Origin of the sequence: Listeria aquatica FSL S10-1188, from assembly GCF_000525795.1 — a bacterium.
Lineage (GTDB): Bacteria > Bacillota > Bacilli > Lactobacillales > Listeriaceae > Listeria > Listeria aquatica.
Map to the genome: position 1 here is coordinate 1 of NZ_AOCG01000003.1, position 26,877 is coordinate 26,877.

The window sequence follows — 26,877 nt, forward strand, 5'->3', positions numbered from 1 at the left end:
TTTTTAACAACTGGTTTCTCAGGAGCTACATGATCTTCAACCTTCGCAGAAACAGGCGTACTAGCCATCCCACTTGAATCAATTTGAATAGCTGTAATGGTTTCATCATAAATAAGAGATCGGTTTAAGCCAATCAAAAATCGACCATCTTGCCCAACAATTCCAGAACCCATTTCTTGACCAGAACCATCTTTTATAACCACACGATTTCCCGCTACACCTGTACCTTGAACTTGTTTTTGACCAGCTTCAAGTGTGCTTAGCTTAGGCGCTGGAACTTCTTCTGTGATTACACCATTGTTAGGATCCCCTATTTTATAGCCCACAGACATTAATACATTGCTATATTTCGGCGCATTATATTCTAATGTCACCGTATAATTTTGATCTTCCTTAGCTACAATCGTTTTTTTTATACGGTTTGGGTAATAAATCGTCCATATTGTTAGTGTCGATAGGAGTGGCAGTCTTCACATCTCCATTAAAACTGATTGAAGCTTGAGAACCTCCAAGCACATGGGCTTGATAGTACCAAGTGAAATTATACGTTTTTCCCTTTTCTAAATTAAAGACTCTTTGCGCTTTGAAAAGAGAGTTCCCAATATTAGCGAAATTAATATAAGCCGTATTATACTGATCGCCATTCGGCATCTGCGTTTTTCGCCCTTCTAAGAATGTACTTGTAACCGGAATATCCATATTATCCGTATACTCTAGTACATCCCAGCCATGTGCAATATCAAAGGCTGGATCAATCGTGTTACTTTCTTTCCCTGCTTGTTCACTCACAGTCTTAGAAACTGATTTTGAATTGGGGGCTTCTGCCGCTAATGTAACTCCTGCAGGACTCATTACTAAAGCAAACGTAAGCATAGTTGTCATCAATGTGTGCTTGGAAATTTGGTGTAAAAACTTTTTCATGTAATTCATTTTTTCCTCCTTCTCTTATATGCAATCCACCCTATCTCAATTCGCTTTCTAGTTTGCTTATGTCTAATCCTTTATCACCCCCTCAAAGCATCAACTACTATAAGTAAATCCCCTGACTTTCCTTTACAGCTTGTCTTAGCTTCCTGAGATGAATGACAATTTGTCGTTTCTTCAAGAAAATTAACCGTTCGTCTACTAGCCTTTTACAAATTTTTGAGAAGGCTGTAGCATCAAGATCACAATAATCTGCAAGAAAATAATGATTGATCACCGTTGGAAATTGGTAAAAGTCTTCTTCTCTTTCAGCACCTAACGAATAAGCAGCATTAATTAAACCAATTAAAACGCGATCTCTTTGGTATTTTCCGTTTATCCCCATCTTCACAACAAACTGATGTAATTGTCCGGTCAATTTTTTTAAAATGAATTCTGTAAAGACGGGACGAATTGATAGATAGTCCAAAAAATATTGTTTTTCAACTGAAATAAGTTCACATTTATCAAGCGCTTTTAAGTACAAATTGATTTTCTTCTTTTGAAACAAATACTCTGTCAAAATCAACTAGAGCCTCTCCTGCATAAAAACCAATAGCCCTTTCTTGCTTTTTCACATGCATAAATTTCACAATATACCCTTGCTTCAAAAGAATAACGCGTCCATAGTCTTCCGCGATTTGTTCATTTTTGTGATACTCCTTACGTTGCACCTGTTCTCTATTTAGTGAATTCTGCTCTAACTCTTGAATGATATCTTCAATAGTTACCTCTTTTTTTATTTCTTTTCTGTACATATTTCCACCTCTTTTTTTAAAATATCACTTATAAATGTTTTTTAAGTTGTAAATAAACATATTTATTGTGATTTTTGTTAAAAATTTGTTACTAAATTGCTTTTTATGTATAAGTTTCCATTTTTCTTTGTTTTTCATCCTTTCTTTTGGTGCTATTTAAAACACAAAAAAACTTCTTGGATTTTCTCCAAGAAGTTTTTCAGCATAACTATCATCTTACATGGTAAGTGCCCCACCGTCTATTAAGTACTCTCCGCCAGTGATGAAGCGTGCCTCATCAGATGCTAAGAACAAAACACAGTAAGCGACATCAATTGGCTGGCCAATATACGGAAGCGCACCTGTTGATGCTGCGTGTTCTCTACTTTCCTCTGTTTGTAGCACATCCTTAAGCATTGGGGTATCAATCGTTCCAGGATGTACAGAATTAACTCGGATAGATTCTTTACCGTACGTAAGTGCTGCGTTCTTAGTTAGCGTACGTACAGCTCCTTTACTAGCGTTATAAGCAGCTCCACCAACACCATAAATGCCGGCTAGAGAGGAAATATTCACAATAGATCCCCCACCATTTTCTTGCATATTTGGAATAACGTATTTCATTCCCAGAAATGTTCCTGTAGTATTAATAGACAAAATCTTTTCAAATTCTGCTTTACTAATTTCTGTTACAGTTTTAAAACTCAAGATTCCGGCATTGTTTACTAGAATATCAATTTTTCCAAATGCCTTAATTCCTTCGTCCACCGTTTTTTGCCAATCTTCCTCACTTGAAACGTCTTGTTTCAGCGCTAATACAGTTCCACCATTTCCCTTAATTTTATTTGCAAGCTCATTAATTCCTTCTTCTTGCAAATCAGTAATAATGACTTTGGCACCTTCTTTTGCAAATAATTCTGCTTCGGTTGCTCCTTGTCCACGTGCTGCTCCTGTAATTAATGCTACCTTACCATCTAAACGTCCCATTTAAAATTCCCCCTTTTCTATTACAAATACTACAATTTGAGTATACAAATTCATGTAAACGTTTACAAAATATATGCTTGCACAATCGTTCACAACCAAAAATTCTCTTTATCTGCAAACAACAAAAAAGCTGATGAAAAATTCATTTCATCAGCTTTAACTTTTGATTATAGGAAAACGACTTTATAAAGTAAGATAGCTAAGATAGCTGCAAGGATTGGGGCAGCAACAGGAATCCATGCGTAGTTCCATTCCGAACTTCCTTTATGTTTTAACGGAAGAAGGGCATGTAAAATACGCGGTCCAAGGTCCCGTGCTGGGTTAAGCCCTGGTCCAGTCGGTCCACCTAGTGAAGCCACTAGCGTCCAAACTAAGAAACCTAAAGCTAAATGTGCCGTTCCTAAATTATCTGCGAAAAACGGCGCCTTGGTGATGCCTAGAGCACCAAAGAATAAAACAAAAGAACCTACAAATTCATTAACGAAACCATTTGTTTTGCTTCGAACAGCATTGATTGTTGAAAAAGTTCCAAGAATGTGATCCGGTGTCGTTGTCCGGTCATAATAAGGTTTGTAACAAGCAACTACAATTAATTGGCCAACCATTGCACCTGCAAACTGAGCAATGATATAAGGAACAACTTCTCCCCAAGGGAAAAGCCCTGCTACAGCAAGTCCGATTGTAAATGCTGGATTAATGTGGTTCCCGCTAATTCCACCAAACATCATAGCTGGAATCATAACCCCACAGCCGTAACCAACTGCGATCAGCATCCAGTCACTTCCAAATCCTTTCGTTCCTTTAAGATCAACGTTAGCTACTGCACCGTTCCCTAAAATAATTAAAAGTGCTGTACCAAAAAATTCAGCGAGTAGCCGCGTCATAAGCGTGTAATCCATCCAAACTCCTCCATTTGCTACAAATTTCACAAAAATATACGAAACGCTTCTTTTGAACCACGCAAAACTTTCTATGCTGTGAAATTTAAAAGCAAATCAAGTTGCAAACTGTTAAAAAGCGCACGATTAAGTTCATTATACCTCTCTCCAATAATTTATCAAGTCATAATTTATTTATTTGAAAACGATTTACTTCGCATATCCTTCAGCTTGAAAGCGCTGTTTTTAAAAATTAATTTTTTTTTAAGAAAAAAATTGCAAATAAAAAACACACAAACCTCATGAAGACCCCTTCAATCAGTTTATGTGTTTTTCTATCTCTTTTATCCTAAGTCTTGACCTGTAATAAAGATATAACCTAAAAGGAAAATATTTAATGCCACAATAACCGCTGTGACAATCCAAGCAATAATTTGGACGGGAATCGAATTGGCAAATTCTCCCATTTTTTTCTTGCTACTCGTGAAAAGAACGAGTGGGACTACAGCAAATGGTAGTTGCAAGCTAAGAATAACTTGGCTCCACAAGAGAAGCGATCCTGTTCCTTTAGCACCAGAAATCAGCGTCACAATGAAAACAGGAATAACTGCAAGGAGTCTCGTAATAACCCGTCTGAGCCATGGTTTAATCCGCAGATGAATAAAGCCTTCCATAACAATTTGGCCGCTAAGCGTTCCCGTGATCGTTGAATTTTGTCCAGATGCAAGGAGAGCAACGGCGAAAAGTGTACTAGCGAGACCAACACCAAGAGTAGGTCCCAAAAGCTTATAAGCTCCTTCAATTTCAGACACCGCAAGCCCAGTACCATGAAAAGCTGCTGCACCAAGGATCAAAATCATGGAATTAATAATAAAAGCAATCGTTAATGAAAACGTGGAATCGATCTTAGCAAATCGAACAGCTTCACGTTTTCCTTCCGCAGTCCGATCATACTTTCTTGTTTGTACGAGTGACGAGTGTAAATATAGATTATGAGGCATAACTGTTGCCCCTAAAATCCCAAGAGCAATAAAAAGCATAGCAGGGTTTGTAACGACTTCGGCATGTGGCAGATAGCCTTCTAGTAAAGGACCCATTTGTGGATGTGAAGCGACCATTTCAAAGGCAAAGATTACAAAAATAGTTGCCATTAAGACGATAACAATCGATTCAATGATTCGGAATCCCTTCCTTTGTAGCATCAATAAAAGTAGCACGTCTAATGTCGTAATCGCTACCCCGCCGAGAAGCGGTATCCCGAACAACAGATTCAGTGCAATTGCTGAACCAATGACTTCTGCAATGTCAGTGGCAATAATTGCTAATTCAGTTAATATCCATAAAACAAAAGACGCCTTTTTTCCAACAGAAGCTCGAGTAGCTTGAGCTAAGTCTTTCCCTGTTGCGATCCCAAGTTTAGCAGAAAGCGACTGCAAAAACATCGCAATTAAATTTGAAAGTAATATAACACTCAAAAGGGTGTATCCAAAACGTGCTCCCCCAGCAATCGATGTTGCCCAGTTACCAGGATCGACGTATCCAACTGCTACAAGGGAACCAGGTCCCATAAAAGCAAGTAATTTTCTAAAGAAGCCGGCATTTTTGGGAATTGCAATGGAGCTGTTTACTTCTTCTAAGCTCACATTATGTGTTTTTGAAACCCATGCTTCTTTTTTTTGTTTTTTTGTTTAGTGTAAGTTCTTCTTGCTCCATAGCCAATCCTTCTTTCTCTTTTAACTACCCTTATTTTGCATCAGGGAAACTTTTTTGTCAAGAGGAAAGTAAAAAAGCCTCGGCTATCTTTCGATGGCTTATAAAAAAGAAGCTGAAATCATCTGATTTCAGCTTCTTTTTCTAACAGGCTTGCTGGACTGGAAACGAATTGTTAAGTCAAATAAAGCACAAATTAAAATAGCGAGCAAACTCGTCATAAGTGGCAAGCTTGTTAATTGACTAAGTAAATAAAAGCAGATTAAAAGTCCAATAAGAGCTGCCTCTTTCCAAATCGAGAATTCAATTTCTTCTTTTTTATGAAGACCGAAAACAATTTGTTTAGCTACAAAAAATAACGCGACTGATCCATATAAAAACAAAAAGAGTAAACTTTTATTCAAATGCCCTAAAAACAGTAAATGAATATTCGCAGCAAGCATCATAACAGCAATAATAATAAAATAATGGCCATATAAGAAAATCTGACCGTTTGTCGCTCTGTTTTGATCAACAATATGTTCAAAACTATGGAAGTAAGATGCCCATAAAACAGCGATAATCACAAAGCTTAGAAAGACATAAAGCTGCGTATAGGGATCTGTCACTTTTTCAGCAAGGATGCTTGTTATTGCGACAATGGTTTCTCCGAAAGTAATGATAACGAAAAGTCCGAAGCGCTCTGCTAAATGCGGGAAATGGACAGGAACTTTTTGTAATTTCCCCCCGTTTAGGAGCGGTAACAAAATATCTAGGAAAATGCCGGCATACATGATGAAAAATCGGATATTACCGTTAAAGAAAATCGAGCTAAGAGAGATTAGGATGCCTACTAGGAACAATGAGCCTAACAGATTGGCCACTTGTTTTTGCTCACCATGGAGTTTTTTGGTTGCTACAAAATACTGGATAACGGTGAACAGACGAATGCCAGCATAGCCGATAATAAAAGTATAGAATGTGTCTGCAAATTCTAGATCGAAACTTGCGGTCATCAAAATGAGAAAGAACATCTGGCTAAGCATGAAAACTTCCGGGCGGCTTATTTTCTTGCCAAAACGGTTGTAAAACATCGTTTGTCCTACCCATGCCCAAAACATCGGTGTCACCATTAGTAAATATTCGCCAAAGTATAACAGCGTGTGTTCAGGGTGATGATCTATCGTAACAAGAAGGTGGGTGGTCGATGAGACAGCAGTGACGAAAATTAAATCAAAAAAGAGCTCAAGCCAGGAGACTTTTCGCTCTTCAAAAATTTGTTTTTTTTATCATTAGCGGTTCGCTTCCACTTCTTGGTACTCCACTTTTTTCTGGAATTCAGATTTTGCGAACGGACAAAGCGGAATTACTTTTTTATTTTCATTTTTGGCTTTTTGAACGGCACGCTTTACAAGTTCTTGTGCAATACCTTGTCCTCTCGCCTCATCGATTACACCAGTATGGTCGATGATAAACATCGTTTCACCAGCATTTGAAAAGGTGATTTCACCCACTTCTTTCCCCGATTCATTAACTGCGTAGATACGATTTTCATCATTTTTATATTCAATCATTTTGCTAGGCCCTCTTTCTGAACATATTGAAGTGCTCCACTCGGACATGTATCAATGACTCGCATGACTTCTTCTTTTGAAGCGTTATCTGGGAGTATCCAGGGTTTTCTGTCCAAATTAAAGATTTCTCCATTTCCTCGCACGCAGTTTCCTGAATGCTCACAAATATGAGTGTTAAAGTAAACATCTACTTCTTCCCCGTAGTATTTACGATATCCTTTTTCAAGCAACTCTTCTTCAGTCATTTAAGCCTTCCTCCGTTTCTTAATTAAAAAATGGATTTGTCTCTTTTTCATGTCCAATCGTGCTTTTCCCGCGATGTCCCGGGTAAATCACTGTTTCATCGGATAAGGTGAAAAGTTCACGCTGAATACTTTCAAGTAACATTTCCTGATCACCTGTATAAAGATCTGTACGTCCTATGCTACCGTTAAAAAGTGCATCACCAACAATAGCAAAATCGTCAAAAATAAAGTTGACGCTCCCGATTGAGTGCCCTGGCGTTTCCACAACTTTAAAGCGCATCCCATTAAAATCATATGTTTTTAATTCAAAAGTAAAATCAGCGGGTTTCGCTTCAATGACCTGCAAGCCACGGTTTGGTAATGAAATAGATAAATTAAGTTCAGGATTGCCTAACCACTCCGCTTCTTTAGGGCTAACATAAACAGGAATCTGATATTTTTCTCGAATCGTATCCAAAGCTCCAATATGGTCATAGTGCGTGTGAGTGAGCAAAATAGCAACTGGAGTTGCACCTGTCTTCTCGATCATAGCTTCAATTCGTCCTGGTTCGCTGCCCGGATCAATGACAAGAAGCGACTTCCCATCATGAACGACATAGGTATTTTCTTCTGCAATACCTGTTACAATATGTTCAACATTCAACATAAAATTACCTCACTTCTGCGAATTTCTATACAAATTATAACAACCCTAGGCTAGAAAAGGAAATAATCATTCTCGAAATTTGTTTTTCTGTCAGCGGTATACTAAAATGATGTGGAAGGTTATTGTTTTAAAGGAGGAAATAAAATGACTAAAATGTTACATACATGTATTCGCGTTCAAGATCTTGAAAAATCCCTTGAATTTTATGAAACGGCTTTTGGTTTAAAAGAAGTTCGCAGAAAAGATTTCCCAGAATATGAATTCACACTTGTTTATCTTGCTTTTTCTGAAGGTGGCTTTGAATTAGAGCTAACTTATAATTACGATAAAAAAGAGCCTTACGAATTAGGAGATGGCTATGGCCACCTAGCTGTTGGCGTTGACGATCTAAAAGCTTCTCACGCACTTCATCTTGAAAAAGGTTACACTGTAACTGACCTTAAAGGACTTCCAGGTAGCGAACCTAACTATTACTTTATTACTGATCCTGATGGGTATAAAACGGAAGTCATTCAAAATCATACGTTATAATAAAAGCTGCGCCATTTTGGCGCAGCTTTTATTCATCATAATAGATAATCATATAATTTCTGCCACGATCATTATCATAGCCTTGAACAAAATCGGCTTCATCGAGGTTCTCTAAGTCTTTTATGGTTAGTGTGATGTTTTTTCCAAGTTTCAACGTTTTTCGGACTTTCTTATTTAATTTTTCAGCCCGCTCCTCATCCACTTCAAATTCTGCAGGAAAATGTAGGTTATTTTCTTGTTCAAAATTTTCGACCACCGTTTTGAATTCCGCTTGTTTAATCGGGTCTTGTAGAGCTTTTTCTGTAAAAGAATCCATTTGAATATTCGCTTCTTCTTGTAAATACTCGTTGGCTGCTTTTACAAATTCCGATTTTTCAAGAAGTGATTCTTCTTTTTGTTTAATATAATCGGTGCAAAGTTCAACAAAGTTTTCCGTTAGAAATTTATTATCTGCTGTTCGCTCAACACTTAAAAATCGATCTTTCCAATAAATCGAATCATTTTTTGTTAACTTGCTCAAAACGAGGACTTTTCCGCCTTTTTCAGCTTCAGCATTTAAAATCAAGCACCCTTTATCAAGATCAGCCCCTGTAATCCCTTTCTCATAACTAATGGCAAATTCTTTCCCGTTAAAATTATTTTTTTAAATAAACTTCTTTATTTTCTACTTTAAAAATCCCTAATCCGCTACACATCTCCCCATCAATCACCAAGCCTTCAATTTCGAAAATCCATAAATCTCCACTCTTAATATTGGGATGTGTAGAAACACTGTAGAGGTGCTTTAAAATATTGAGTGTGTCTTCTAAAAAGTGACTCGGGTCAGCGAATATATTTTGACTATATGTATACACTTCATTAAAATCTAAACTGGTTTCATGAGCAAAGTGGAAATAATCATCTGCTTTAAAATTTTCAAGAAAAATGTTGAGCAATGTCATGTTTAGTTCTTCAGGAAAGTCAGTCAATATATTTTGTGCGACTTCATAGCCCTCTTCTTGTGCCTGGTTTCCAACGAAATGAATCGCCAATTTTTTTATTTTAGCATAAGTAAAATCCAAAAGTTTCTCCTCCATTTTTTCCAAAAATAACGAGGTTTTGCTATACTTAAAATCAAAAGGAGTCGATTGATTTGGCAAAACCAGAATTTATTCAAGCTGTTTACGATATCATTTTGCAAATTCCCGAAGGAAAAGTAACCACTTACGGGCAAATTGCTTATATGACTGGTCATCCTAAAAATGCTCGATTAGTCGGTAACGTTTTAAAGCATACAGATCGCTCGCTTGACATGCCTTGTCACCGTGTTGTGAATTCATCAGGACGGACTGTCCCCGGTTGGGATGATCAAATTCGGCTGCTCAAAAAAGAACAAGTTCCCTTCAAAGAAAATGGCTGCGTCAATTTAAAAATATGCTTTTGGCAAGGCCAAACTTAAAAAAAAGATTTTTTCCATTTGAGCAAGAACACCTGCTTCATTATTACTTGGCGCAACATGTTTAGCTACCTGCTTTACAGCATCTGGTGCATTACTCATTGCAAAGCTCGTTCCAACAAGTTTCAACATCTCTACATCATTCCCACCGTCACCAAATGCAGCAGCTTCTTCCTGCGTAAAGTCAAAATAGTCCAGCACAAACTGGATGGCATTTCCTTTATGCATGTTTGGCTGAATTAAATCGATGCTACCATGACCACTGCTTACTGGAATTGCAATGTGACTAATTTCGCCATGTAGCTCTTCCAAAAGATATTCGGTCTCTTCTTCAGAACAAGAAAGAGCGATTTTCAATACTTCATCGTCAATTTGGTCATAATTTTCAACCTTAAACATTACTGGACAATAGAACTCAATCGTTTTGATAAAATCATCTGGCACGGTATCCAGAATATAAGCCCCTTTTTTTGCCGCATACAACAACTCGAAAATTCGTTTTAAAACTTAACACTTCTAAAATTTTCTTTACATCTGTTTTTTCAAATGAGCTTGAAAAAAATTTCTTCTCCATGTTTTGTGACCATAGCGCCATTATCTGAAATAAAGGTGATTTTTTCTTTGATAGGTTCAAAAAATTGCACAAGCTGAACATACTGATTTCCACTTGCAACAACAAACTCAGCTTGCTTTTTTTTGCATTTCGCCAAATATCTTGGCAAATCTGTCTTTATCATAATGTTTCTGATCATCCAAAAAAGTTCCATCCATATCCACTGCTACTAGTTTAATCATCTGTAACCTCACTGCTCCCTCTTGAAGGTAGTGCCTCCAAAAATAGTATTTGCTTCTATTTTAGCATAAAATACTACTCGATTTGACTTCTAAATATAGAAAAAGCTGTACCCCTTTTGGTACAGCTTCAAATAATTTGTATCGAACAAGTGCTATTCCCTTTTTTGTGTTCCGGTCAAAAATGATACGATAGCTACCAAAATAATAGCACCGATAATTGAAGGGAAAATTGCCATTCCAGCTACATGGGGCCCCCAACTTCCTAAAAGCTTTTCTCCAAGCCAAGAACCAATTAAACCGGCTAAAATATTTCCAATCCATCCTAGCGGCATTTTCCGACTTGTCAAAACCCCTGCAATAATACCAACAACTGCACCAATAACTGCACCAACAATAAGCACCCAAATAAAATGAAACATCACATTCACCTCCCTGTATTTTTACCTCTAGAAAAGTAAATTCAAACATTTTAAGTGTTTTGTCTAGTCTCGGATAAGAAGTTAATTTCTAGGTTAAACGCAATAATTATTACTGTACCCTTCAATGAAGTGAATAATTCTGCTTCTTATATGGATTAGATGAAGAAAAAAATCAAAACAACGAAAAAAGCTGTACCACAAGGGGTACAGCTTCTTTCAGCGCAATCAAAAGGAGAAATTCACACAATCAAATAAAGGGGGTATTTGTTTGTGATTTATTTCACGGTATTAATATACCATATCTAAAAACATAATTCAATGCTTCACAAACTTTTTTTGAATAAATTTTTTTCATCTTTTCCTTTTATTTATAATAATGAAAATCTAGTTTTTAATTTCTGTCCCACTATTCACAAGCAGAGATAAAAACAGTTTGCCAAGCTCGCTTTGTTTAAACGATTTCTTTCCATATAAATAAATAATACAGTATCTCAAATGCAACAAAAAAAGAGGAAGCTTTCTCAATTAGCTAAGCTTCCCCACAAAACTTTTTTTTGTAAATTTATAATTTCACAAAGTTAGTTTTCCAGTTTCTCAAGTTCTATTAATCGTTCTTCAAAAACTTTCAGTGCATCTTCAACGACTTGACTGCTTGTCATATCGACACCCGCACGTTTCAAAACTTCAATCGGAAAATCTGAACTTCCTGCTTTTAAATAATCCAAATAAGCCTCAACAGCTGGAGTTCCTCCCTTCAAAATTTTTGCACTCAATGCAGAAGCAGCAGAAAAACCAGTTGCATATTGGTATACATAGTAGTTCATATAAAAATGCGGAATCCGTGACCACTCATAACCAATTTCCGGATCATATTGAACGGCATCGCCATAATAATTTTTATTAATCTTAAAATATTGTTCAGTCAAGAACTCCGCGGTTAAGGCTTCACCATTTTGGTCAGCTTGGTGAATGAAGTGCTCGAATTCAGCAAATTGAGTTTGCCGGAAAACAGTACCTTTAAACCCATCTAAATAATGGTTTAGTAAATAAGCACGAACTTTTGGATCATTATATTTTTTAAGCAAATGATCCGTCAAAAGATTTTCATTAGTAGTAGAAGCAACTTCTGCAAGGAATATCGAATAATCCCCATAAACATATGGTTGATTTGTCCGCGTGTAATAGCTATGCACACTGTGACCGAGTTCATGAGCTAGTGTGAACACATTATCAATATTATTTTGCCAGTTTAACAAAATATACGGGTTTGTACTATATGCACCCGATGAATAAGCACCGCTTCGTTTTCCTTTATTTTCAACGACATCAATCCACCTGTTGGCAAAGGCTTTTTTCAGTATCGCTTGGTATTCTTCACCTAATGGTTTTAAAGCTTCTAAAACAACTTCTTGCGCTTCTTCATAAGTAAACTCCAGTTTCACTTCACTTGAAAGCGGTGTGTACATATCATACATATGCAAGTCATTCAATCCTAAAATTTTCTTGCGCATTTCAACATAACGATGTAGCAATGGCAAATGCTCGTTAACCGTTTGTACTAAAGAATCATATACTGTTTCAGGAATATGATTTCCGGAAAGTGCCGCTTCTCGAGCTGACTTATAGCCTCTTACCGATGCATAAAAGTTAGATTTTTTCACCTGCCCATTCAAGGTTTGGGCAAGAGTATTTTTTAAACTTTCATAAACGGAATAAAGTCCTTTAAATGCTTCTTCACGAACACGCCGGTCGCTACTTTCAAGTAGCTTTCCATAACGTCCATGCGTAATTTCAACTTCATTTCCAGCTTCATCACGGATTACCGGAAACTTCAAATCAGCATTATTCAATGTGCTAAATGTATTCGAGGAACTGCCAAGTACTTCTCCAGCACTCGCTAAAATTGCTTCTTCTTTTTCGGATAAAACGTAGGGTCGACTTAAATTTAACTCTTCAAGAACATGCTTGTATAATCCGAGCTCTGTATTTTCATTTAAAAATGTCTCAAGACGTGCTTCTTCGATAGATAGAATTTCAGGGTCAAAATAGCTCAACCCGGTAATAACTTGCGTGATCAAGCTTCCTGCTCGGCTATTCATTCCTTGATAAGTTGCATTCGCTGTGTCCTGATCCAGTTTTAAATGTGCATATACATACAGCTTTTCCAACCGATCAAAAAGTGTATCGCGAAATCTCAAAGCATTTAAAAGCGTATCTGCACTATTTCCGAGTGTTCCTTTAAATTGTTCGCTTTGGTTGCTTAATTCTTGAATATCCTTAAATTCTTTTTCAAAAGCTTCATCTGACGGGAAAATAGTTGTGAGATCCCAAGTCAGTTCTTCTGGCACTTCATTTCTTGCGGGCAATGCCCCTATTTTGCTCTCTGCCATCTTAAAACCTCCCCAAATCAATCTTCCTTTTCATTATGATCTAAAAATCATAAAAATGCAAAAATCATAAATTAGGAAAAAATTTGTGAATGTTGTCTCCACTTCATTTTTCTTTTCAAACGGTAGTTACAACTCGAAATTTCAACGAGTATCTCTTTTTCTTCTAGATAAAGAAGATATTCCTTTAGCAATTCTTCTGCCTCGTAATCTTGGAAGGTGAGCACTTTTAATGGGACTACACAAGCTCTAAATCGTTCTGCAATCGCTCTATACGCAAAATGCTCTCCTACTTCAAGTCGGTCAAAAAAATGAATCCAAAGTGAAAACTGCCACTCTACAGGAGCTGTATGAACAAGAAACTGTTTATCGAGCTGCACCCCAACTTGAAGTGGTAAATGATAAAGTGAAAATCCCGCATGGTAGAGTTCTTGCATAAAATGACTGCGTGATTTATATTTTGCATAATAGTAGCAAAGTCGCTCTCGTTCAATTTCTCGATGTGGCTGATACCTCTTTCTTCTATGCCCTTTAACCGCCTTTATTTTTAGTTGCATTTCCTTTATTGAAATTGCCAGTGGAAGCACTAAACGCTCACCAAAAAAATATTTACTTCCCGCATGTGCAAGGTGATGAATACATTCTATTCTGCGTTTTTCTGGCTGAAAAAATAGCAAATAATAACCAAGCTCCTCACTTTTCCTTATAAAACATAGTTGAAAATTTGAAAAAGCATAACTAAATTTGTTTTTTACGATATCCTGACCTAGCAACCAAATCGGAATAAGCTTCTTTGACAAATAGTCATTTGTCCGTTCCAATAACTGAGAAGGAGGAACAGTTGAGCACTGAAATTCAACGGCATATTTCCCGTTAACGAGAAGATCCGCTTGACGGTTAATGGTTTGAAGAAAACTCTCTAATTGCACCTCAAATCCTTGATAGAGTAGCCAACGACTTAGTTCCTTCTTTCCAAGTAAATGCTTTTTTGTCTCTCCTTCTGAAGAAAAGCGACATCTCGTTCCTCGTTTATGCGCAAAGTGTGGCAACTTAATATCTCCACATTTTAGAATGAGTTCTTCTCCACACGCCGGGCAAAAAAACGGATCCGTCTTCGCTTTTAAATGTGAAATGTTTGCTTGTGTAGCTGTGAAATAATCGCCTTGTCTATTCTTTGCTGTAAACATTTCCAACATCCTTTACTAGTTTTATTTATTCACTTCGACAGTCTAGATGCAAATTCCTTTATTTATTTTAAAATCGCAAAAAAAAGACCCGTTTCTATATTTTAGAAACGAGTCTTTTTTATTTCTTAATCCATAAAATACTGTTTTACTTGTTCTAATGCGGGATTATCAAAAATCAGTTTACCATATTCGTCTAGCATATAGCCTGTTAAATTCGACTCCGTGCCATATTCAAGCAATATACTGACCGTATTGTCAATGTTTGACTCATTATATTGAGTTTCAGGAAATTCCACATAAAGGAAGTATCTATCTTGATAAGCATAGAGTTTCGTATTCACATCTTGGAGTCCAGAAGCACCACTCATTTGAACTAAATCTTCAAAGTCGTTAAATGCCAAGACAAACTCTAACGTGTCCTCATCATCTTCTGAATCCTTATTAACTGGATTAAAGTTTTCTTCTAACATTTTCTCAATTCGTTCCTCAGTAGCCAGTTCATCTTGACTAGCTGAACTAAGTTCAAAGTTTTCTTCGCCTTGTTTCGACAAATTCGCCTTCGTTACAAATACTTCTAGACCATGTTTTAAAGCTTGGACTTGTATCCAGAGCGGACCTTCAGGAGTGAACTCTTCTTCATACTTCAGCTCATCCATCATTTCCCAAAAAAGCTCTTCACTCTTTTCGCGATCATACCAGACATCTTCCTGATTGAAGCCGCGCTCTTCGAGATCCAGATAAGAAATGTAAAATTTAATTGTATCCTCATTAATTCGTTCAATTTCCATCGTCACACTCTCCCTTCCAATTTAGTCATTGACAACGAAGGGTAAACTTCATACTTATATTTTATCTTATAATAGATGATTATACCACCTTTTATTCTTTTGGGCTCTTATCTTACCTCAAAATTAAATTTTGCGCAAGTTTCCGAACTGAACAAAAAAGCTGCCGAAAACCTTTTTAGATTTCCAACAGCTTTCAATTAGTTAACCATTTTTTGAGCTTCACGCAATTGATAAGTTCTTACTTTTCTTGGCAAGAAACGACGGATTTCGTCTTCGTTATATCCTACTTGGAGACGCTTTTCGTCGATAATAATTGGACGTCTTAAAAGCCCAGGGTTTTTCTGAATCAATTCAAAAAGCTCTTGCAGAGGCAAACTGTCTAAATCAACATTTAGCTTCTGAAATGTTTTTGAACGAGTTGAAATAATTTCATCGGTCCCATCTTCCGTCATACGAAGGATTTCTTTTATTTCATCTAAACTTAACGGTTCAGAAAAAATATTTCTTTCTTTGTATGGAATTTCATGGTTTTCCAACCAAGCTCGTGCTTTGCGACAAGATGTGCAACTAGGTGAAGTGTATAACGTTACCATTAGACATTCACACTCCTTAATCGGTTAATTTTTTTTGTTTCATTCAAAAAAACGAATTGCTAATCCATTCTCTTTTTGAAAATAGCAATCAAGAACCTACATTCTCATTATACACTAAAATTGTGAAATTCTATAGGGCTATTTTTAATTTTTTTTATTTGACTAGAAAAAGGATGTAGTATGTCGTCAAATGTATCTTACCCTTACTATACAACCTTTAAACTAAATCAGCATGAAAAAAAAGATAAGAAAATTAAAATTTGATGAGAATTTTATTAATTTCTTTTCACAAACAAAAAAGGAGCCCTGCTTTTCAGGGCTCCTCATTTTCATTTTGTTGCTACGCTCGTTAGCTTAGCATGCTTTTCTTTATACATCTCTTCTTCTGTTTCCGAACAATAAACATAATGTCCAGGTGCAATTTCACGCATTTTTATTTCTTCTCCGTCTTTATATCCATGCGAACTCGGATCATATAGTTTACGAACACGCGTACGTTCATAATTAGGATCGGGAAGTGGAATTGCAGAAAGTAGCGACTCCGTATAAGGATGAAGCGGCGCACGATATAAATCGTCAGCTGGCGCAAGTTCTACTAACTTACCAAAATACATAACGCCAATTCGGTCGCTGATGTATTTCACCATTGAAAGGTCATGCGCAATAAATAAATACGTAAGTTCTTTTTCTTTTTGCAAATCACGCAAAAGGTTAACTACCTGCGCTTGAATTGAAACATCCAAAGCAGAAATAGGTTCATCCGCGATAATAAATTCAGGCTGCACAGCTAGCGCTCTTGCAATCCCGATTCTTTGACGTTGACCACCAGAAAATTCATGAGGATAGCGTCCAGCATGCTCTTTACTTAATCCTACAGTTTCCAGCAAGTGATAAACCTGTTGTGTCGCTTCCTCAGGCGTCTTCGCAAGGCCATGAATCTTAATTCCTTCCGCAATAATATCGCGTACTTTCATACGAGGATTAAGTGATGCATATGGATCTTGGAAAATCATTTGCATTTTTCTACGGAATTCATGCATTTCCTTACGACTTTTTTTTGGCATGCACATTTTTTCCTTTGTAGAGTACTTCACCGCCTGTTGCATCGTACAAACGAATAATCGTTCTTCCTGTTGTTGATTTACCACAGCCAGATTCCCCAACAAGTCCAAGCGTCTCACCTTTATAAATATCGAAGGAAATATCATCAACAGCACGCACTTCGTTGGCTTTACCTTTGTTAAAGTACTGTTTCAGATTATGAATTTCGAGCAACTTTTCTTTTTCACTCATTCCTCTTCAACTCCCTTCGCATGAACAGCCTGCATACCTGGGTGTTCTTTTGCAAACTGCTCTTGACGTCTAAGAACAGCATCTGGAGGCGTCACTTCTGGCGCATCTGGATGAAGTAGCCAAGTTGCCGCGTAATGCGTATCCGACACTTTAAACATTGGTGGCTGTTCCTCCAGATCGATTTGCATCGCATATTGATTACGTGCCGCAAAAGCATCACCTTTTGGCGGTTTCAAAAGATCTGGTGGTGTACCAGGAATCACATAAAGTTCTTCATCATCTGTATCAAGCGTTGGCATAGAACTAATTAATCCCCATGTGTATGGGTGTTGCGGGTTATAAAAAATCTCATCAACCGTTCCAATTTCCACAATTTTCCCAGCATACATAACGGCAACACGATCAGCAACATTCGCTACAACCCCAAGGTCATGCGTGATGAAGATGATGGATGTATCAATCTTCTTTTGCAAATCTTTCATTAAATCAAGAATCTGCGCCTGAATCGTTACATCGAGCGCTGTAGTTGGTTCATCTGCGATCAAAACTTGCGGGTTACAAGCAAGTGAAATCGCAATAACAACACGTTGTCGCATCCCACCGGAAAACTGGTGCGGATACTGTTTAATTCGCTCTTCCGCATTTGGAATCCCAACAAGTTGTAACAAACGTAGCGCTGTTTTATGCGCTTCTGATTTACCAATTTTTTGGTGCTTAATTAGTGGCTCAGAAATTTGTTTACCAATTGTCATAGTCGGATTTAAAGAAGTCATTGGATCTTGAAAAATCATCGCAATGTCTTTCCCGCGAATCTTTTGCATTTGTTTTTCACTAGCAGTGGCCAAATCCTTTCCACCGAAAAGAATTTGACCAGATTTTATTTTAGAGTTGCTTTCAGGAAGAAGTCGCATTACAGCTTTCGTTGTAACAGACTTCCCTGAACCAGATTCTCCCACGATAGCAAGTGTTTCTCCTTTATGAAGATCGAAGCTCACTCCACGAATCGCTTGAACTTCACCGGCATAAGTGTGGAAGGAAATGTGCAAATCTTTTACTTCTAACAGTTTTTCCATTATTCCTCACCTTTCCTTTAGTCGCGCATTTTCGGATCAAACGCATCGCGAAGCCCGTCAGCGATTAAGTTAAATGCTATCATGATAACACAAAGTACAACCGATGGATAAAGAACCATATAAGGAAGCACCTGCAAGGTCTTATAACCGTCGTTTATTAGCGTTCCAAGCGAGGCAGTTGGTGCTGGAAGACCTAATCCGATAAAACTTAGAAAAGCTTCAAAGAAAATCGCACTCGGAATACTGAACATAACATTGATGATAATGACACCTGATACATTAGGAAGTAAATGTTTTACAAGAATTTTGGGCATTGACTCCCCAAGGGTTAGAGAAGCTAGGACAAATTCCTGATCTTTTAGTTTTAAAACTTGTCCCCTGACAACCCGCGCCATGGTTATCCAACTCGTCATCGCAATAGCAATGATAATAGACATAATCCCCGGATCTAATATAAGAAGCATTAAAATTACAACTACAAGGTTTGGAATTGCAGAAATAACTTCAAGTATGCGTTGCATAATATTATCTGTACGCCCTCCAACAAAACCAGAGATCATTCCATAAGCAACACCAATAACAAGGTCACACAGTGCGGCTACTACAGCAATAATAAGTGAAACTCGTGTTCCTGCCCAGATACGTGCAAATTGGTCTCGTCCAAGTGTATCACTTCCGAGCCAGTAATAAGTACCTTCTTTAACATTCTTCTGCTTATACACATCTACATCTTGTCCACCGATGTTCTGATGCCCATTCCAAAATGGCATATTATCAAATCCCGGAACTTTTGGCGGTAAACTTGCATAAGGTGTATCTTGATAGTTTACACTACGATTTGGTCCTAAGTTGGGAGAAAAATACTGCCCAAAAATAGCCATAATAATAATTACACCGAGCACAATAAGTGAAACAAGTGCAGCTTTATTCTTTCTTACCCGAAGCCACGAATCTTGTAGGAAGGTGAGACTGGGGCGCGAAATTTTTTCTGCTTCTGCATCTTGAACATGCGCTGGCTGAAACATTTCTTTTGCAATTTTTTCTGCCATTATTTCTTACCTCCCGACACACGAATTCGAGGATCAATCAAGCCGTATAGAATATCTACGACTAGAATGATAAAAATTAACATCACAGCAAATAAAATGGTTGTTCCCATAATAACCGGATAGTCGTTAGTTTGAATAGATGAAACGAATTGACTACCGATTCCTGGAATTCCATAAATATTTTCAATAACAAGTGAACCTGTCATAAGCGATACTGAAAGTGGCCCTAAAACCGTAATAAGTGGGATTAGAGCATTTCGAATCGCATGCTTAACCGCAATTTCTGTACGGCTATTTCCTTTTGCCTTAGCCAGTAAAATATAATCTGAAGCAAACACATCAATAAGTTCTGTTCTCATAAACCTGGCTGCTGTCGCAAGTGGGAACATAGCAAGTGCAAATGCCGGCAAAATGGAGTCAGCAAAAGTCCCCCATCCAGCTACCGGAAGCCACTGTAATTTTGCCCCAATCCAGTATTGTAACACCGTTGCAAAAACGAAAGAAGGGATGGATTTCCCGAGTATTGCGATGAAGGTACTGGTATAATCCGGCCACCTATTTTGATACATCGCAGCAATCACCCCGAGTATAACCCCAAATAATAGTCCAAAAACCATTGCTTCTAGTGCTAGAGTCACTGATGGTCCGATAAGTGCACCTAAAATTTCTGACACCGGACGGTTATCAAGTTGGAAAGATACTCCTAAATCCCCTTTTACAAGTCCTGTCATGTAATTAAAATACTGAACAGGAACCGGATCATTCAACCCATATTTTTCATTCATGATGTGAATTTGTTCATCAGAAAGTTTTTCCTGATTCCGGTAAGGTGTACCAGGTAAAAGCTTCATTAGGAAGAATGTAACCGAAGCAATGATGAAAAGCGTAATTAACATATAAAAAATGCGCTTTAGTGTATATTTTGCCATCCTTTCTCTACACCTCCCAAATTTTTTATTTATATTTGATAAGCTAGTTTAAATCAAGCCCACCTTAAAGGATAAGACACAATTCACTTCGCCTGTTTTTTCTAAGTAAAGATTTCTTATCGCACGACTACAATTATCATCAAAAAGGAGAGAGTATACCGAAATATACTCTCTCGTTTCAATCAAGTATTTCTTACAGATATACTTTATTTAGTCAAATACGTATTTTTGTACGTATAGTCTGGACCAAATGGATTTTTTTGTAAGTTTTTGATGTAATTCTTTTTGCAAGTATGCATTAGCGCGGTGATAAAGCGGTTGGATCGCTACATCATCTGTAAGCAAGATGTTTTCAGCTTTAACCATTTCATCCCAACGTTTTTGCGGTTCAGCAGCATAAGTAACAGCCGCATCTTGAAGAATCTTATCATAATCAGAGTTCGAATAACTCATTCTGTTTTGCGAACCACCTGTTTTGAATAGATCCAAGAATGTCGATGGATCTTGATAGTCAGGACCCCACCCACTCATTGAGAAATCATAGTCTTGATTTTGGTCATTTTGCAAACGAACTTTAAATGGAACGTTTTTAAGTTTAACTGTTAAACCATCAAGATTTTTTTCAAGTTGGTTTTGGATAAACTCAGAAGATTTTTTCGCATTTTCTGTGTCATCACTTGTAAATTCAAGTGAAATTTTATCTGTTCCAAGTTCTTTCAAGCCTTGTTTCCAAGCTTTTTTAGCTTCGGCTTTATCATATTTCAAGTGTGCACCGGATTCTTTCACATAATCCTCATCATTTTTCGGATCGAAAGTGAATTCAGGTGGCACCAAGTTATTAGCAGGTTTAGAACCGTTTTGAAGTACAGTATCTACGTAAGATTTCTTGTCAATTGAAAGGGCAAGTGCCTTACGGATGTTTTTATTTGCAAGTGGTGTTTTTTCACCTTTGCGTTCTTGGTTAAATTTGATGTAGAAAGTGGATGAGTCATTCACAACTACATAGTCTTTATTGCTCTTATTTTGAGCGGCATATTCAGCACTTAATACAGTTCGATCGATCTTCCCTGTATTATAAAGGTTAACACCAGTACCAGCATCTTGAACAACTTGAACATTGATTTGTTTCAATTTCACGTTTTTCTTATCCCAGTACTTATCATTTTTCACATATGTCCATTTTTTGTTTGTTCCTGTCCAATCTTTTAATTGGAAAGGACCGTTATATAAAATGTTATCACTGTTTTGAGCGAATTTATCGCCTTTTTCAGTTACAAATTTTTCATTAAGCGGGAAGAAAGTTGGGAATGCAAAAAGAGAATTGATGTAGGCTGTCGGTTTCGAAAGCGTTACTTCAAGCGTTGTATCATCAACTGCTTTAACTCCTAATTCTTCAGGTTTCTTCTTACCAGCTACAATATCGCTACCATTTTTAATGGCATCAAATAGATAGGAATAGGTTGCAGCAGTATCTGGATTAACGGCACGTTTCCAAGCAAACACATAGTCATTTGCTGTTACAGGATCCCCATTAGACCATTTTGCGTCACTACGCAATTTGAAGGTATAAACTGTCTTATCGTCACTAATTTTTGGATCTTCAGCAGCGCCGGCAATGGCTGGTTTACCATCCTTATCAAGTGCATAAAGCCCTTCATTTGTTTGGTTAAGTACGTTTAACCCCACCTGATCATCCGCTTTTGAACTATCTGCCGATGGAATTAATGCGCTCTCTGCTAAATTAAGTACTTGCTCTCCAGAAGCTTTGCCAGAGTTAGTGCTCTTGCTATCTGAACTTGAAGAACTTCCTCCTCCACAAGCTGCAAGACCTAAGCTCAGCGTTAGTGTAAATCCAAGTGCTAAAAATAATTTAGATTTCTTCACTAAATATACCTCCCTTTTTTATTTTTCTGAAAAATTGTTTCACTTATAATTATACTCTAATAATTAAAGATTTGTAAATTATTTTTAATCAATTAAACGAAACAGGATGAAAGTTTCAATTTGTTAAAAAATTTATTATAACGAAAAAGTTAGACAATTGAATCAATTCAAAAGAACGCTCTACGCCTTGTTTTTTGTTAATAATTTTACATTGATTAAGTTTTCAGAAAATAAGATTAGTTTAATCAAACAACTTTATTCCCTTACCAACATTTAAATTTACAATCGTCATTTTTAGAGCAAAGTGAAAATTTGATTAATCCCGAATTAAAATAGGATTATCTTTATTTATATACTTTTTTTTAACACTTGTCTATATAAAAATTTCAATTGTTTTGTTCAAAACCGAGAAAACCCTTGGTACAACCCAAAATGAGTACAATTATTTTTTTTAATTTTTTTTTCTAAGAGTATTTCTAATCGAAGTCGATTGAGCTTTTTTTCAAAAAACTCTAATTGCTCACGAACAATTAGAGTTTTCATTCATTTTATGCTAAAGTTAGTACGATTCCAATTTCGAGGTGACGATATTGCTTAAGCGGACATTTATTTATTTACTAATTCAAGAATTAATTATTTTCGCCATTCTTCTTTTTGGCACAGGGATTTCTCTTCTCCATTACATCAATATCTCTTTTTATGTTAGTTTTATTGCTTTTCTTATAGGACTACTCGTTTACATTATGCGCAGCGGCTTTCTTGACCGTGTACATTATGGTTTTCGAAAAGTAGCGCGGAAAATCCGTGGCGATGAAGAGAATGAATTCTCTGACATGATGCTTTCTGAACTTGTGGGATTACCCTATGCAGACATGATTTTGAGTAGTATTATTGTATTTTTAAGTAGTATGTTATCCCTTGTTTTATACTATTTGTAGTTTGACAGTTGCTCATTAAATTGATAGACTTAAGTCATTATATACGATGCGTTAACACGGAAGAAAAGTACATTCAGTTTCTTTTTCTAGAGAGTCTGTGGATGGTGAAAACAGATAAATGGGCTGAGTCGAATGGGCTTCCTGAGGACTGACTGTGAACACGAAAAGTAGCCGTCAGCGGCATAAAGCCGTTATCTTTTTTTTAAGTGCTTTTTGCAATGGCAAGAAGTAACAGGGTGGCACCGCGGAAAATAAATTCGTCCCTAGCTAGAACTAAAAATTCTAGCTAGAGGCGATTTTTTTATTTCATGAAATGTTAGGTATCGTTAAGGAGGAAAAACAATGAAAAAGATCATCTTTTCAGGCATTCAACCAAGTGGTGACTTAACACTTGGAAATTACATCGGCGCGTTAAAACAATTTGGTCAGTTTCAAGATGAATTTGATTGTTATTATTGTATCGTCGATGAACACGCAATTACTGTTCCACAAGATCGGTTAAAGCTACGTAAGCAAATTCGTAGTCTTGCTGCACTTTATTTGGCTGTTGGACTAGACCCAGAAAAATCTACTCTTTTTGTTCAATCTGAGGTTCCTGCTCACGCACAAGCGGCTTGGATCTTACAATGTAATGTCTACATTGGTGAATTAGAACGCATGACTCAATTTAAAGACAAATCGGCTGGAAAAGCTGGTGTTAGCGCTGGTCTTCTTACTTATCCACCGCTTATGGCAGCAGATATTTTACTTTATCAAACCAACCTTGTGCCAGTTGGCGAAGACCAAAAGCAGCATATCGAGCTTACACGCGATCTTGCTATTCGTTTTAATAACAAGCACAATGATATCTTCACAGTTCCCGAAATGTATGTGCCTAAACAAGGCGCCCGTGTCATGTCGCTTCAGGAACCCACTAAAAAAATGAGCAAATCAGATGAAAATACTAAGGGAGCGATTTATTTATTAGATCCACCAAATGTGATAACGAAAAAAAATTAAAAAGTGCTGTAACTGATTCCTCTGGCGTTATTGCCTATGATAAAGAAAACAAACCGGGAGTCTCGAACTTATTAGCAATTTATTCTTCACTCACTGGGAAAGCGATCAAGGACTTAGAGGCTCAATATGCAGATAAAGGATATGGCGATTTCAAGAATGATTTAGCAGAAGCGGTTGTCGCTGAATTAGCCCCTATCCAGGAGCGCTATGAATACTTTCTCAATTCTGAGGAGCTTGACCGCCTCTTAGACGAAGGTGCAGAAAAAGCTAGAATAAAAGCGAATAAAACGTTACGCAAAATGGAAAATGCTATGGGACTTGGGCGCAAACGTCGCTAATAAAATAAAAAAAGAAGTCGGCTAGATGTTTTTGCATCTAGCCGACTTTTTTAACATGATTAATCTGTTACCTTTTTAAAGACAAGCGTTGCATTATGACCACCAAAGCCGAATGAATTCGACATTGCTATTGTCACATCTTTTTCCCGTGATTCATTTGCCACATAATCTAGATCACATTCAGGATCTGGGTTTTTCAAATGAATCGTTGGTGGCACAACACTGTCACGAATAGCAAGAACCGAGAAGATTGCTTCAATTCCGCCAGACGCTCCTAACGTATGGCCAGTCATTGATTTTGTAGAACTGATAAGCAAGTCTTTAGCATAGTCTTTGAAAATAGTTTTTACTGCTGCCGTTTCATACTTATCATTGTAGCCAGTACTTGTTCCGTGTGCATTGATATAATCCACTTCTTCTGGTTTCACATCGGCATCTTCTAGTGCCTGTTTCATCGCACGGGCAGCGCCTTCTCCATTTGGTGCTGGAGCTGTAATATGGTAAGCATCACTTGTTGCACCATAACCAATAATTTCGGCGTAAATTTTAGCCCCACGTGCTTTGGCATGTTCGTATTCTTCCAGGATAACAATCCCTGCACCCTCACCGATAATAAATCCATCCCGGTCTTTATCAAACGGTCGACATGCAGTTTCAGGATCTGGGTTAAGCGATAAAGCTTTGTTCGCGCAGAATCCAGCAAGCGACATCTTCGTAATTGGTGCTTCAGTTCCACCGCTAATCATCACGTCTGCATCACCGCGCTCAATCACCTTGAACGCATCTCCAATTGAATTGGTTCCTGTTGCGCAGGCTGTTACAGTTGCCGTATTGATCCCTTTTGTTCCAAACCGAATTGAAACTTGTCCAGATGCCATATCCGGAATCATCATTGGCACAAAAAACGGACTCACACGACGAAGGCCGCGTGTTCTATAAGTTTCATATTGGGTCTCAAAGGTTTCCATTCCGCCAATTCCAGAACCAATCCAAACACCCACACGTTCCGCATTTGTGTCATCTACCGTAAAGTTTGCATCTTGGAGCGCCATCTCTGCACCTGCAATCGCATAATGAGTGAAACGGTCCATTTTGCGCGCTTCTTTTTTGTCAATATATTTTTCGACATCAAAGTCTTTTAGTTCAGCTGCGATTTTGACTGGAAAATCTTCTGGGTTTAAACGAGTAAGTGGAGCCACACCGTTTACACCTTTCTTGGCATTATCCCATGCTGTTTCCGCGTCATTCCCAATTGGCGTAACAGCTCCAACTCCAGTAACAACGACTCTTCTTTTCTCCATTTTCTCATCTCCTTGTTTTTGAGCTCATGAAAAAATAACTTCTGTTAATCAGGAGTCATTTTTTGAAACGGTTGCCTCAATCATAGAAAAAAACAAAATAAAAGAACAAAATAAAATTTCAATTTCTATTGAAGCGACCATAAAGCCGCTATTATTATATCATAAAAAAAGAAAGGATGCGCCTACTTCGACATAATTCATAATCGTTTTGCGCACCCCTATTTTAATTTATTTACCAAAGCGAATCACAAGCGCTCCCCAAGTTAACCCCCCACCAAAACCAACAAGTAGCAGATTATCGCCATCTTTCACACGGCCTTCTTGAACCGCATCCACAAGCGCAAGCGCAATAGAAGAGGCAGAAGTGTTTCCGTATTTTTGAACCGTCTTGATCATTTTTTCTTCTGGCAGGCCTAGGCGCTCTCTTGAAGCTTCCATGATTCGAATATTTGCTTGGTGAGGAATCAATAAATCTAAATCTTCTTTTTGAAGTCCAGCTTTTTCAAGAACTTCAAGTGAAGCATCCCCCATTTTTCGAACAGCAAAGCGGAAAACTTCGCGTCCATTCATATAAAGTTTGTCGTTTTCTTCTTTCAAGTTGAGGTACTTACCACCTGAACCATCTGATCCAAGCACAAAGGAAAGAAGTCCCTTGTCTTCTGAAACCGGCCCCATCACAACAGCACCTGCTCCGTCTCCAAACAAGACAGCGGTACTTCGATCATCCCAATCAGTAATTTTGGAAAGCTTATCCGCCCCCACTACGACAACATGTTTATAAGCGCCTGTTTGAATGAACTGTGCTCCTGTTACAATTCCGTAAGTGAAACCAGAACAAGCCGCTTCAAGATCCATTGCAGCCGCATGCTTTGCGCCTAAACGATCTTGGATGATATTTCCAACAGAAGGGAAGTTAGCTTCCTGAGTAACTGTTGCGACAATAATTAAATCAATATCCTCTGGAGTTAAACCTGCATTTTCAATTGCCTCTTTAGCTGCTTCGTATGCCATATCATGTGTATATTCATCATCGCGAGCAATGCGTCTTTCTTCAATTCCAGTTCTTGTTTTAATCCATTCATCTGATGTGTCCATCATTTTTTCTAAATCAAAATTTGTTAAGATTCTTTCGGGTGTGTATTTCCCTACTCCTAGAATTCCTGCATTCATTACGATTCCCCCATATTTGAACGAATTTAAAAAGCTGTTTTTATGACCT

The 26,877-nt window shown here is 37.5% G+C and carries 26 protein-coding genes, 4 pseudogenes and 1 other annotated feature; of the genes and pseudogenes, 4 read left to right on the forward strand and 26 right to left on the reverse strand.

The genetic code is table 11. From position 1 onward, the window contains the following. The 11 genes from MAQA_RS02500 to MAQA_RS02550 form a co-directional block, all read right to left on the reverse strand. Window positions 1–374: Ig-like domain-containing protein (locus MAQA_RS02500; RefSeq protein ID WP_036071059.1), on the reverse strand; the 374-nt coding region annotated here is incomplete at its 3' end. A 19-nt stretch (window positions 375–393) separates the two neighbouring features. Next, the gene (locus MAQA_RS02505; RefSeq protein ID WP_149023284.1) at window positions 394–921 is read right to left on the reverse strand and encodes a hypothetical protein; all 528 of its coding nucleotides are present in this window, start codon (window positions 919–921) and stop codon (window positions 394–396) included. 106 nt (window positions 922–1,027) lie between these two features. Then, entirely contained in the window at window positions 1,028–1,492 is a 465-nt protein-coding gene (locus MAQA_RS02510) for a cyclic nucleotide-binding domain-containing protein (RefSeq protein ID WP_159099951.1), read from the reverse strand. Next, on the reverse strand, window positions 1,431–1,721 hold the full coding sequence (locus MAQA_RS02515; RefSeq protein ID WP_036071066.1) for a hypothetical protein: 291 nt from the start codon (window positions 1,719–1,721) through the stop codon (window positions 1,431–1,433). Before MAQA_RS02515 ends, MAQA_RS02510 begins: the two co-directional genes overlap by 62 nt. Window positions 1,722–1,937: 216 nt before the next feature. Next, on the reverse strand, window positions 1,938–2,687 hold the full coding sequence (locus MAQA_RS02520) for an SDR family NAD(P)-dependent oxidoreductase (protein ID WP_036071068.1): 750 nt from the start codon (window positions 2,685–2,687) through the stop codon (window positions 1,938–1,940). Between the two features lie 167 nt (window positions 2,688–2,854). Then, on the reverse strand, window positions 2,855–3,586 hold the full coding sequence (locus MAQA_RS02525) for an MIP/aquaporin family protein (protein ID WP_036071070.1): 732 nt from the start codon (window positions 3,584–3,586) through the stop codon (window positions 2,855–2,857). Window positions 3,587–3,909: 323 nt separating this feature from the next. After that, window positions 3,910–5,208, reverse strand: a complete 1,299-nt coding sequence (locus MAQA_RS02530) for an Nramp family divalent metal transporter (RefSeq protein WP_052008420.1) — start codon at window positions 5,206–5,208, stop codon at window positions 3,910–3,912. 198 nt (window positions 5,209–5,406) lie between these two features. Beyond that, window positions 5,407–6,531, reverse strand: coding sequence for a low temperature requirement protein A (locus MAQA_RS02535; RefSeq protein WP_036071072.1), 1,125 nt, complete (start codon window positions 6,529–6,531; stop codon window positions 5,407–5,409). 15 nt (window positions 6,532–6,546) lie between these two features. After that, window positions 6,547–6,825, reverse strand: a complete 279-nt coding sequence (locus MAQA_RS02540) for a GNAT family N-acetyltransferase (protein WP_036071337.1) — start codon at window positions 6,823–6,825, stop codon at window positions 6,547–6,549. Continuing rightward, window positions 6,825–7,073, reverse strand: a complete 249-nt coding sequence (locus MAQA_RS02545; protein WP_036071074.1) for a (4Fe-4S)-binding protein — start codon at window positions 7,071–7,073, stop codon at window positions 6,825–6,827. Before MAQA_RS02545 ends, MAQA_RS02540 begins: the two co-directional genes overlap by 1 nt. Window positions 7,074–7,092: 19 nt before the next feature. Continuing rightward, window positions 7,093–7,719: an MBL fold metallo-hydrolase gene (locus MAQA_RS02550; RefSeq protein ID WP_036071077.1), complete on the reverse strand. Its 627-nt coding sequence runs from the start codon at window positions 7,717–7,719 to the stop codon at window positions 7,093–7,095. A gap of 144 nt (window positions 7,720–7,863) precedes the next feature. On the opposite strand from MAQA_RS02550, the gene gloA reads away from it, so the two are divergent. Next, window positions 7,864–8,250, forward strand: coding sequence for a lactoylglutathione lyase (gene gloA, locus MAQA_RS02555; RefSeq protein ID WP_036071079.1), 387 nt, complete (start codon window positions 7,864–7,866; stop codon window positions 8,248–8,250). Between the two features lie 28 nt (window positions 8,251–8,278). Here gloA and MAQA_RS16335 read toward each other — a convergent pair. Beyond that, a pseudogene (locus MAQA_RS16335) lies at window positions 8,279–9,326 on the reverse strand (nucleoid-associated protein). A gap of 56 nt (window positions 9,327–9,382) precedes the next feature. On the opposite strand from MAQA_RS16335, the gene MAQA_RS02565 reads away from it, so the two are divergent. After that, window positions 9,383–9,688, forward strand: coding sequence for an MGMT family protein (locus MAQA_RS02565; protein ID WP_036071081.1), 306 nt, complete (start codon window positions 9,383–9,385; stop codon window positions 9,686–9,688). Here the strand turns inward: MAQA_RS02565 and MAQA_RS13455 are convergent. From MAQA_RS13455 to MAQA_RS02620, 12 genes and pseudogenes are all read right to left on the reverse strand, one after another. Beyond that, entirely contained in the window at window positions 9,656–10,168 is a 513-nt protein-coding gene (locus MAQA_RS13455) for an HAD-IIB family hydrolase (protein WP_052008421.1), read from the reverse strand. The two genes, MAQA_RS02565 and MAQA_RS13455, sit on opposite strands and share 33 nt — an antisense overlap. Before the next feature lie 59 nt (window positions 10,169–10,227). Then, window positions 10,228–10,452 carry an HAD hydrolase family protein gene (locus tag MAQA_RS15995; RefSeq protein ID WP_052008422.1) on the reverse strand — a complete coding sequence of 75 codons (225 nt, stop codon included), beginning with the start codon at window positions 10,450–10,452 and terminating at the stop codon, window positions 10,228–10,230. Window positions 10,453–10,632: 180 nt separating this feature from the next. Continuing rightward, on the reverse strand, window positions 10,633–10,899 hold the full coding sequence (locus MAQA_RS02575; RefSeq protein ID WP_036071083.1) for a GlsB/YeaQ/YmgE family stress response membrane protein: 267 nt from the start codon (window positions 10,897–10,899) through the stop codon (window positions 10,633–10,635). 578 nt (window positions 10,900–11,477) lie between these two features. Continuing rightward, window positions 11,478–13,289 carry an oligoendopeptidase F gene (gene pepF, locus MAQA_RS02580; protein ID WP_036071085.1) on the reverse strand — a complete coding sequence of 604 codons (1,812 nt, stop codon included), beginning with the start codon at window positions 13,287–13,289 and terminating at the stop codon, window positions 11,478–11,480. 71 nt (window positions 13,290–13,360) lie between these two features. Then, window positions 13,361–14,473 carry a competence protein CoiA family protein gene (locus tag MAQA_RS02585; RefSeq protein ID WP_052008423.1) on the reverse strand — a complete coding sequence of 371 codons (1,113 nt, stop codon included), beginning with the start codon at window positions 14,471–14,473 and terminating at the stop codon, window positions 13,361–13,363. Between the two features lie 125 nt (window positions 14,474–14,598). Next, entirely contained in the window at window positions 14,599–15,261 is a 663-nt protein-coding gene (gene mecA, locus MAQA_RS02590; protein ID WP_036071089.1) for an adaptor protein MecA, read from the reverse strand. 197 nt (window positions 15,262–15,458) lie between these two features. Continuing rightward, window positions 15,459–15,854, reverse strand: a complete 396-nt coding sequence (gene spxA / locus MAQA_RS02595) for a transcriptional regulator SpxA (protein ID WP_036071091.1) — start codon at window positions 15,852–15,854, stop codon at window positions 15,459–15,461. Between the two features lie 329 nt (window positions 15,855–16,183). Further along, window positions 16,184–17,147: pseudogene (locus tag MAQA_RS02600) on the reverse strand (ABC transporter ATP-binding protein). Further along, window positions 17,144–18,220: an ABC transporter ATP-binding protein gene (locus tag MAQA_RS02605; RefSeq protein ID WP_036071093.1), complete on the reverse strand. Its 1,077-nt coding sequence runs from the start codon at window positions 18,218–18,220 to the stop codon at window positions 17,144–17,146. Before MAQA_RS02605 ends, MAQA_RS02600 begins: the two are co-directional and overlap by 4 nt. A gap of 17 nt (window positions 18,221–18,237) precedes the next feature. Beyond that, window positions 18,238–19,269: an oligopeptide ABC transporter permease gene (opp3C, locus tag MAQA_RS02610; RefSeq protein ID WP_036071095.1), complete on the reverse strand. Its 1,032-nt coding sequence runs from the start codon at window positions 19,267–19,269 to the stop codon at window positions 18,238–18,240. Further along, on the reverse strand, window positions 19,269–20,198 hold the full coding sequence (gene opp3b, locus MAQA_RS02615) for an oligopeptide ABC transporter permease (RefSeq protein WP_036071097.1): 930 nt from the start codon (window positions 20,196–20,198) through the stop codon (window positions 19,269–19,271). Before opp3b ends, opp3C begins: the two co-directional genes overlap by 1 nt. Before the next feature lie 206 nt (window positions 20,199–20,404). Next, window positions 20,405–22,082: pseudogene (locus MAQA_RS02620) on the reverse strand (peptide ABC transporter substrate-binding protein). Between the two features lie 590 nt (window positions 22,083–22,672). On the opposite strand from MAQA_RS02620, the gene MAQA_RS02625 reads away from it, so the two are divergent. Beyond that, on the forward strand, window positions 22,673–23,020 hold the full coding sequence (locus MAQA_RS02625) for a DUF3899 domain-containing protein (RefSeq protein WP_036071099.1): 348 nt from the start codon (window positions 22,673–22,675) through the stop codon (window positions 23,018–23,020). A 50-nt stretch (window positions 23,021–23,070) separates the two neighbouring features. Further along, window positions 23,071–23,288: a binding site (T-box leader), on the forward strand. A gap of 74 nt (window positions 23,289–23,362) precedes the next feature. Next, window positions 23,363–24,357: pseudogene (gene trpS, locus MAQA_RS02630) on the forward strand (tryptophan--tRNA ligase). A gap of 59 nt (window positions 24,358–24,416) precedes the next feature. Here the strand turns inward: trpS and fabF are convergent. Both fabF and MAQA_RS02640 read right to left on the reverse strand, forming a co-directional pair. After that, window positions 24,417–25,658, reverse strand: coding sequence for a beta-ketoacyl-ACP synthase II (gene fabF, locus MAQA_RS02635; protein ID WP_036071103.1), 1,242 nt, complete (start codon window positions 25,656–25,658; stop codon window positions 24,417–24,419). A 228-nt stretch (window positions 25,659–25,886) separates the two neighbouring features. Next, complete coding sequence (locus MAQA_RS02640; RefSeq protein ID WP_036071339.1) at window positions 25,887–26,828, reverse strand: beta-ketoacyl-ACP synthase III; 942 nt, start codon at window positions 26,826–26,828, stop codon at window positions 25,887–25,889. Window positions 26,829–26,877 lie beyond the last annotated feature (49 nt).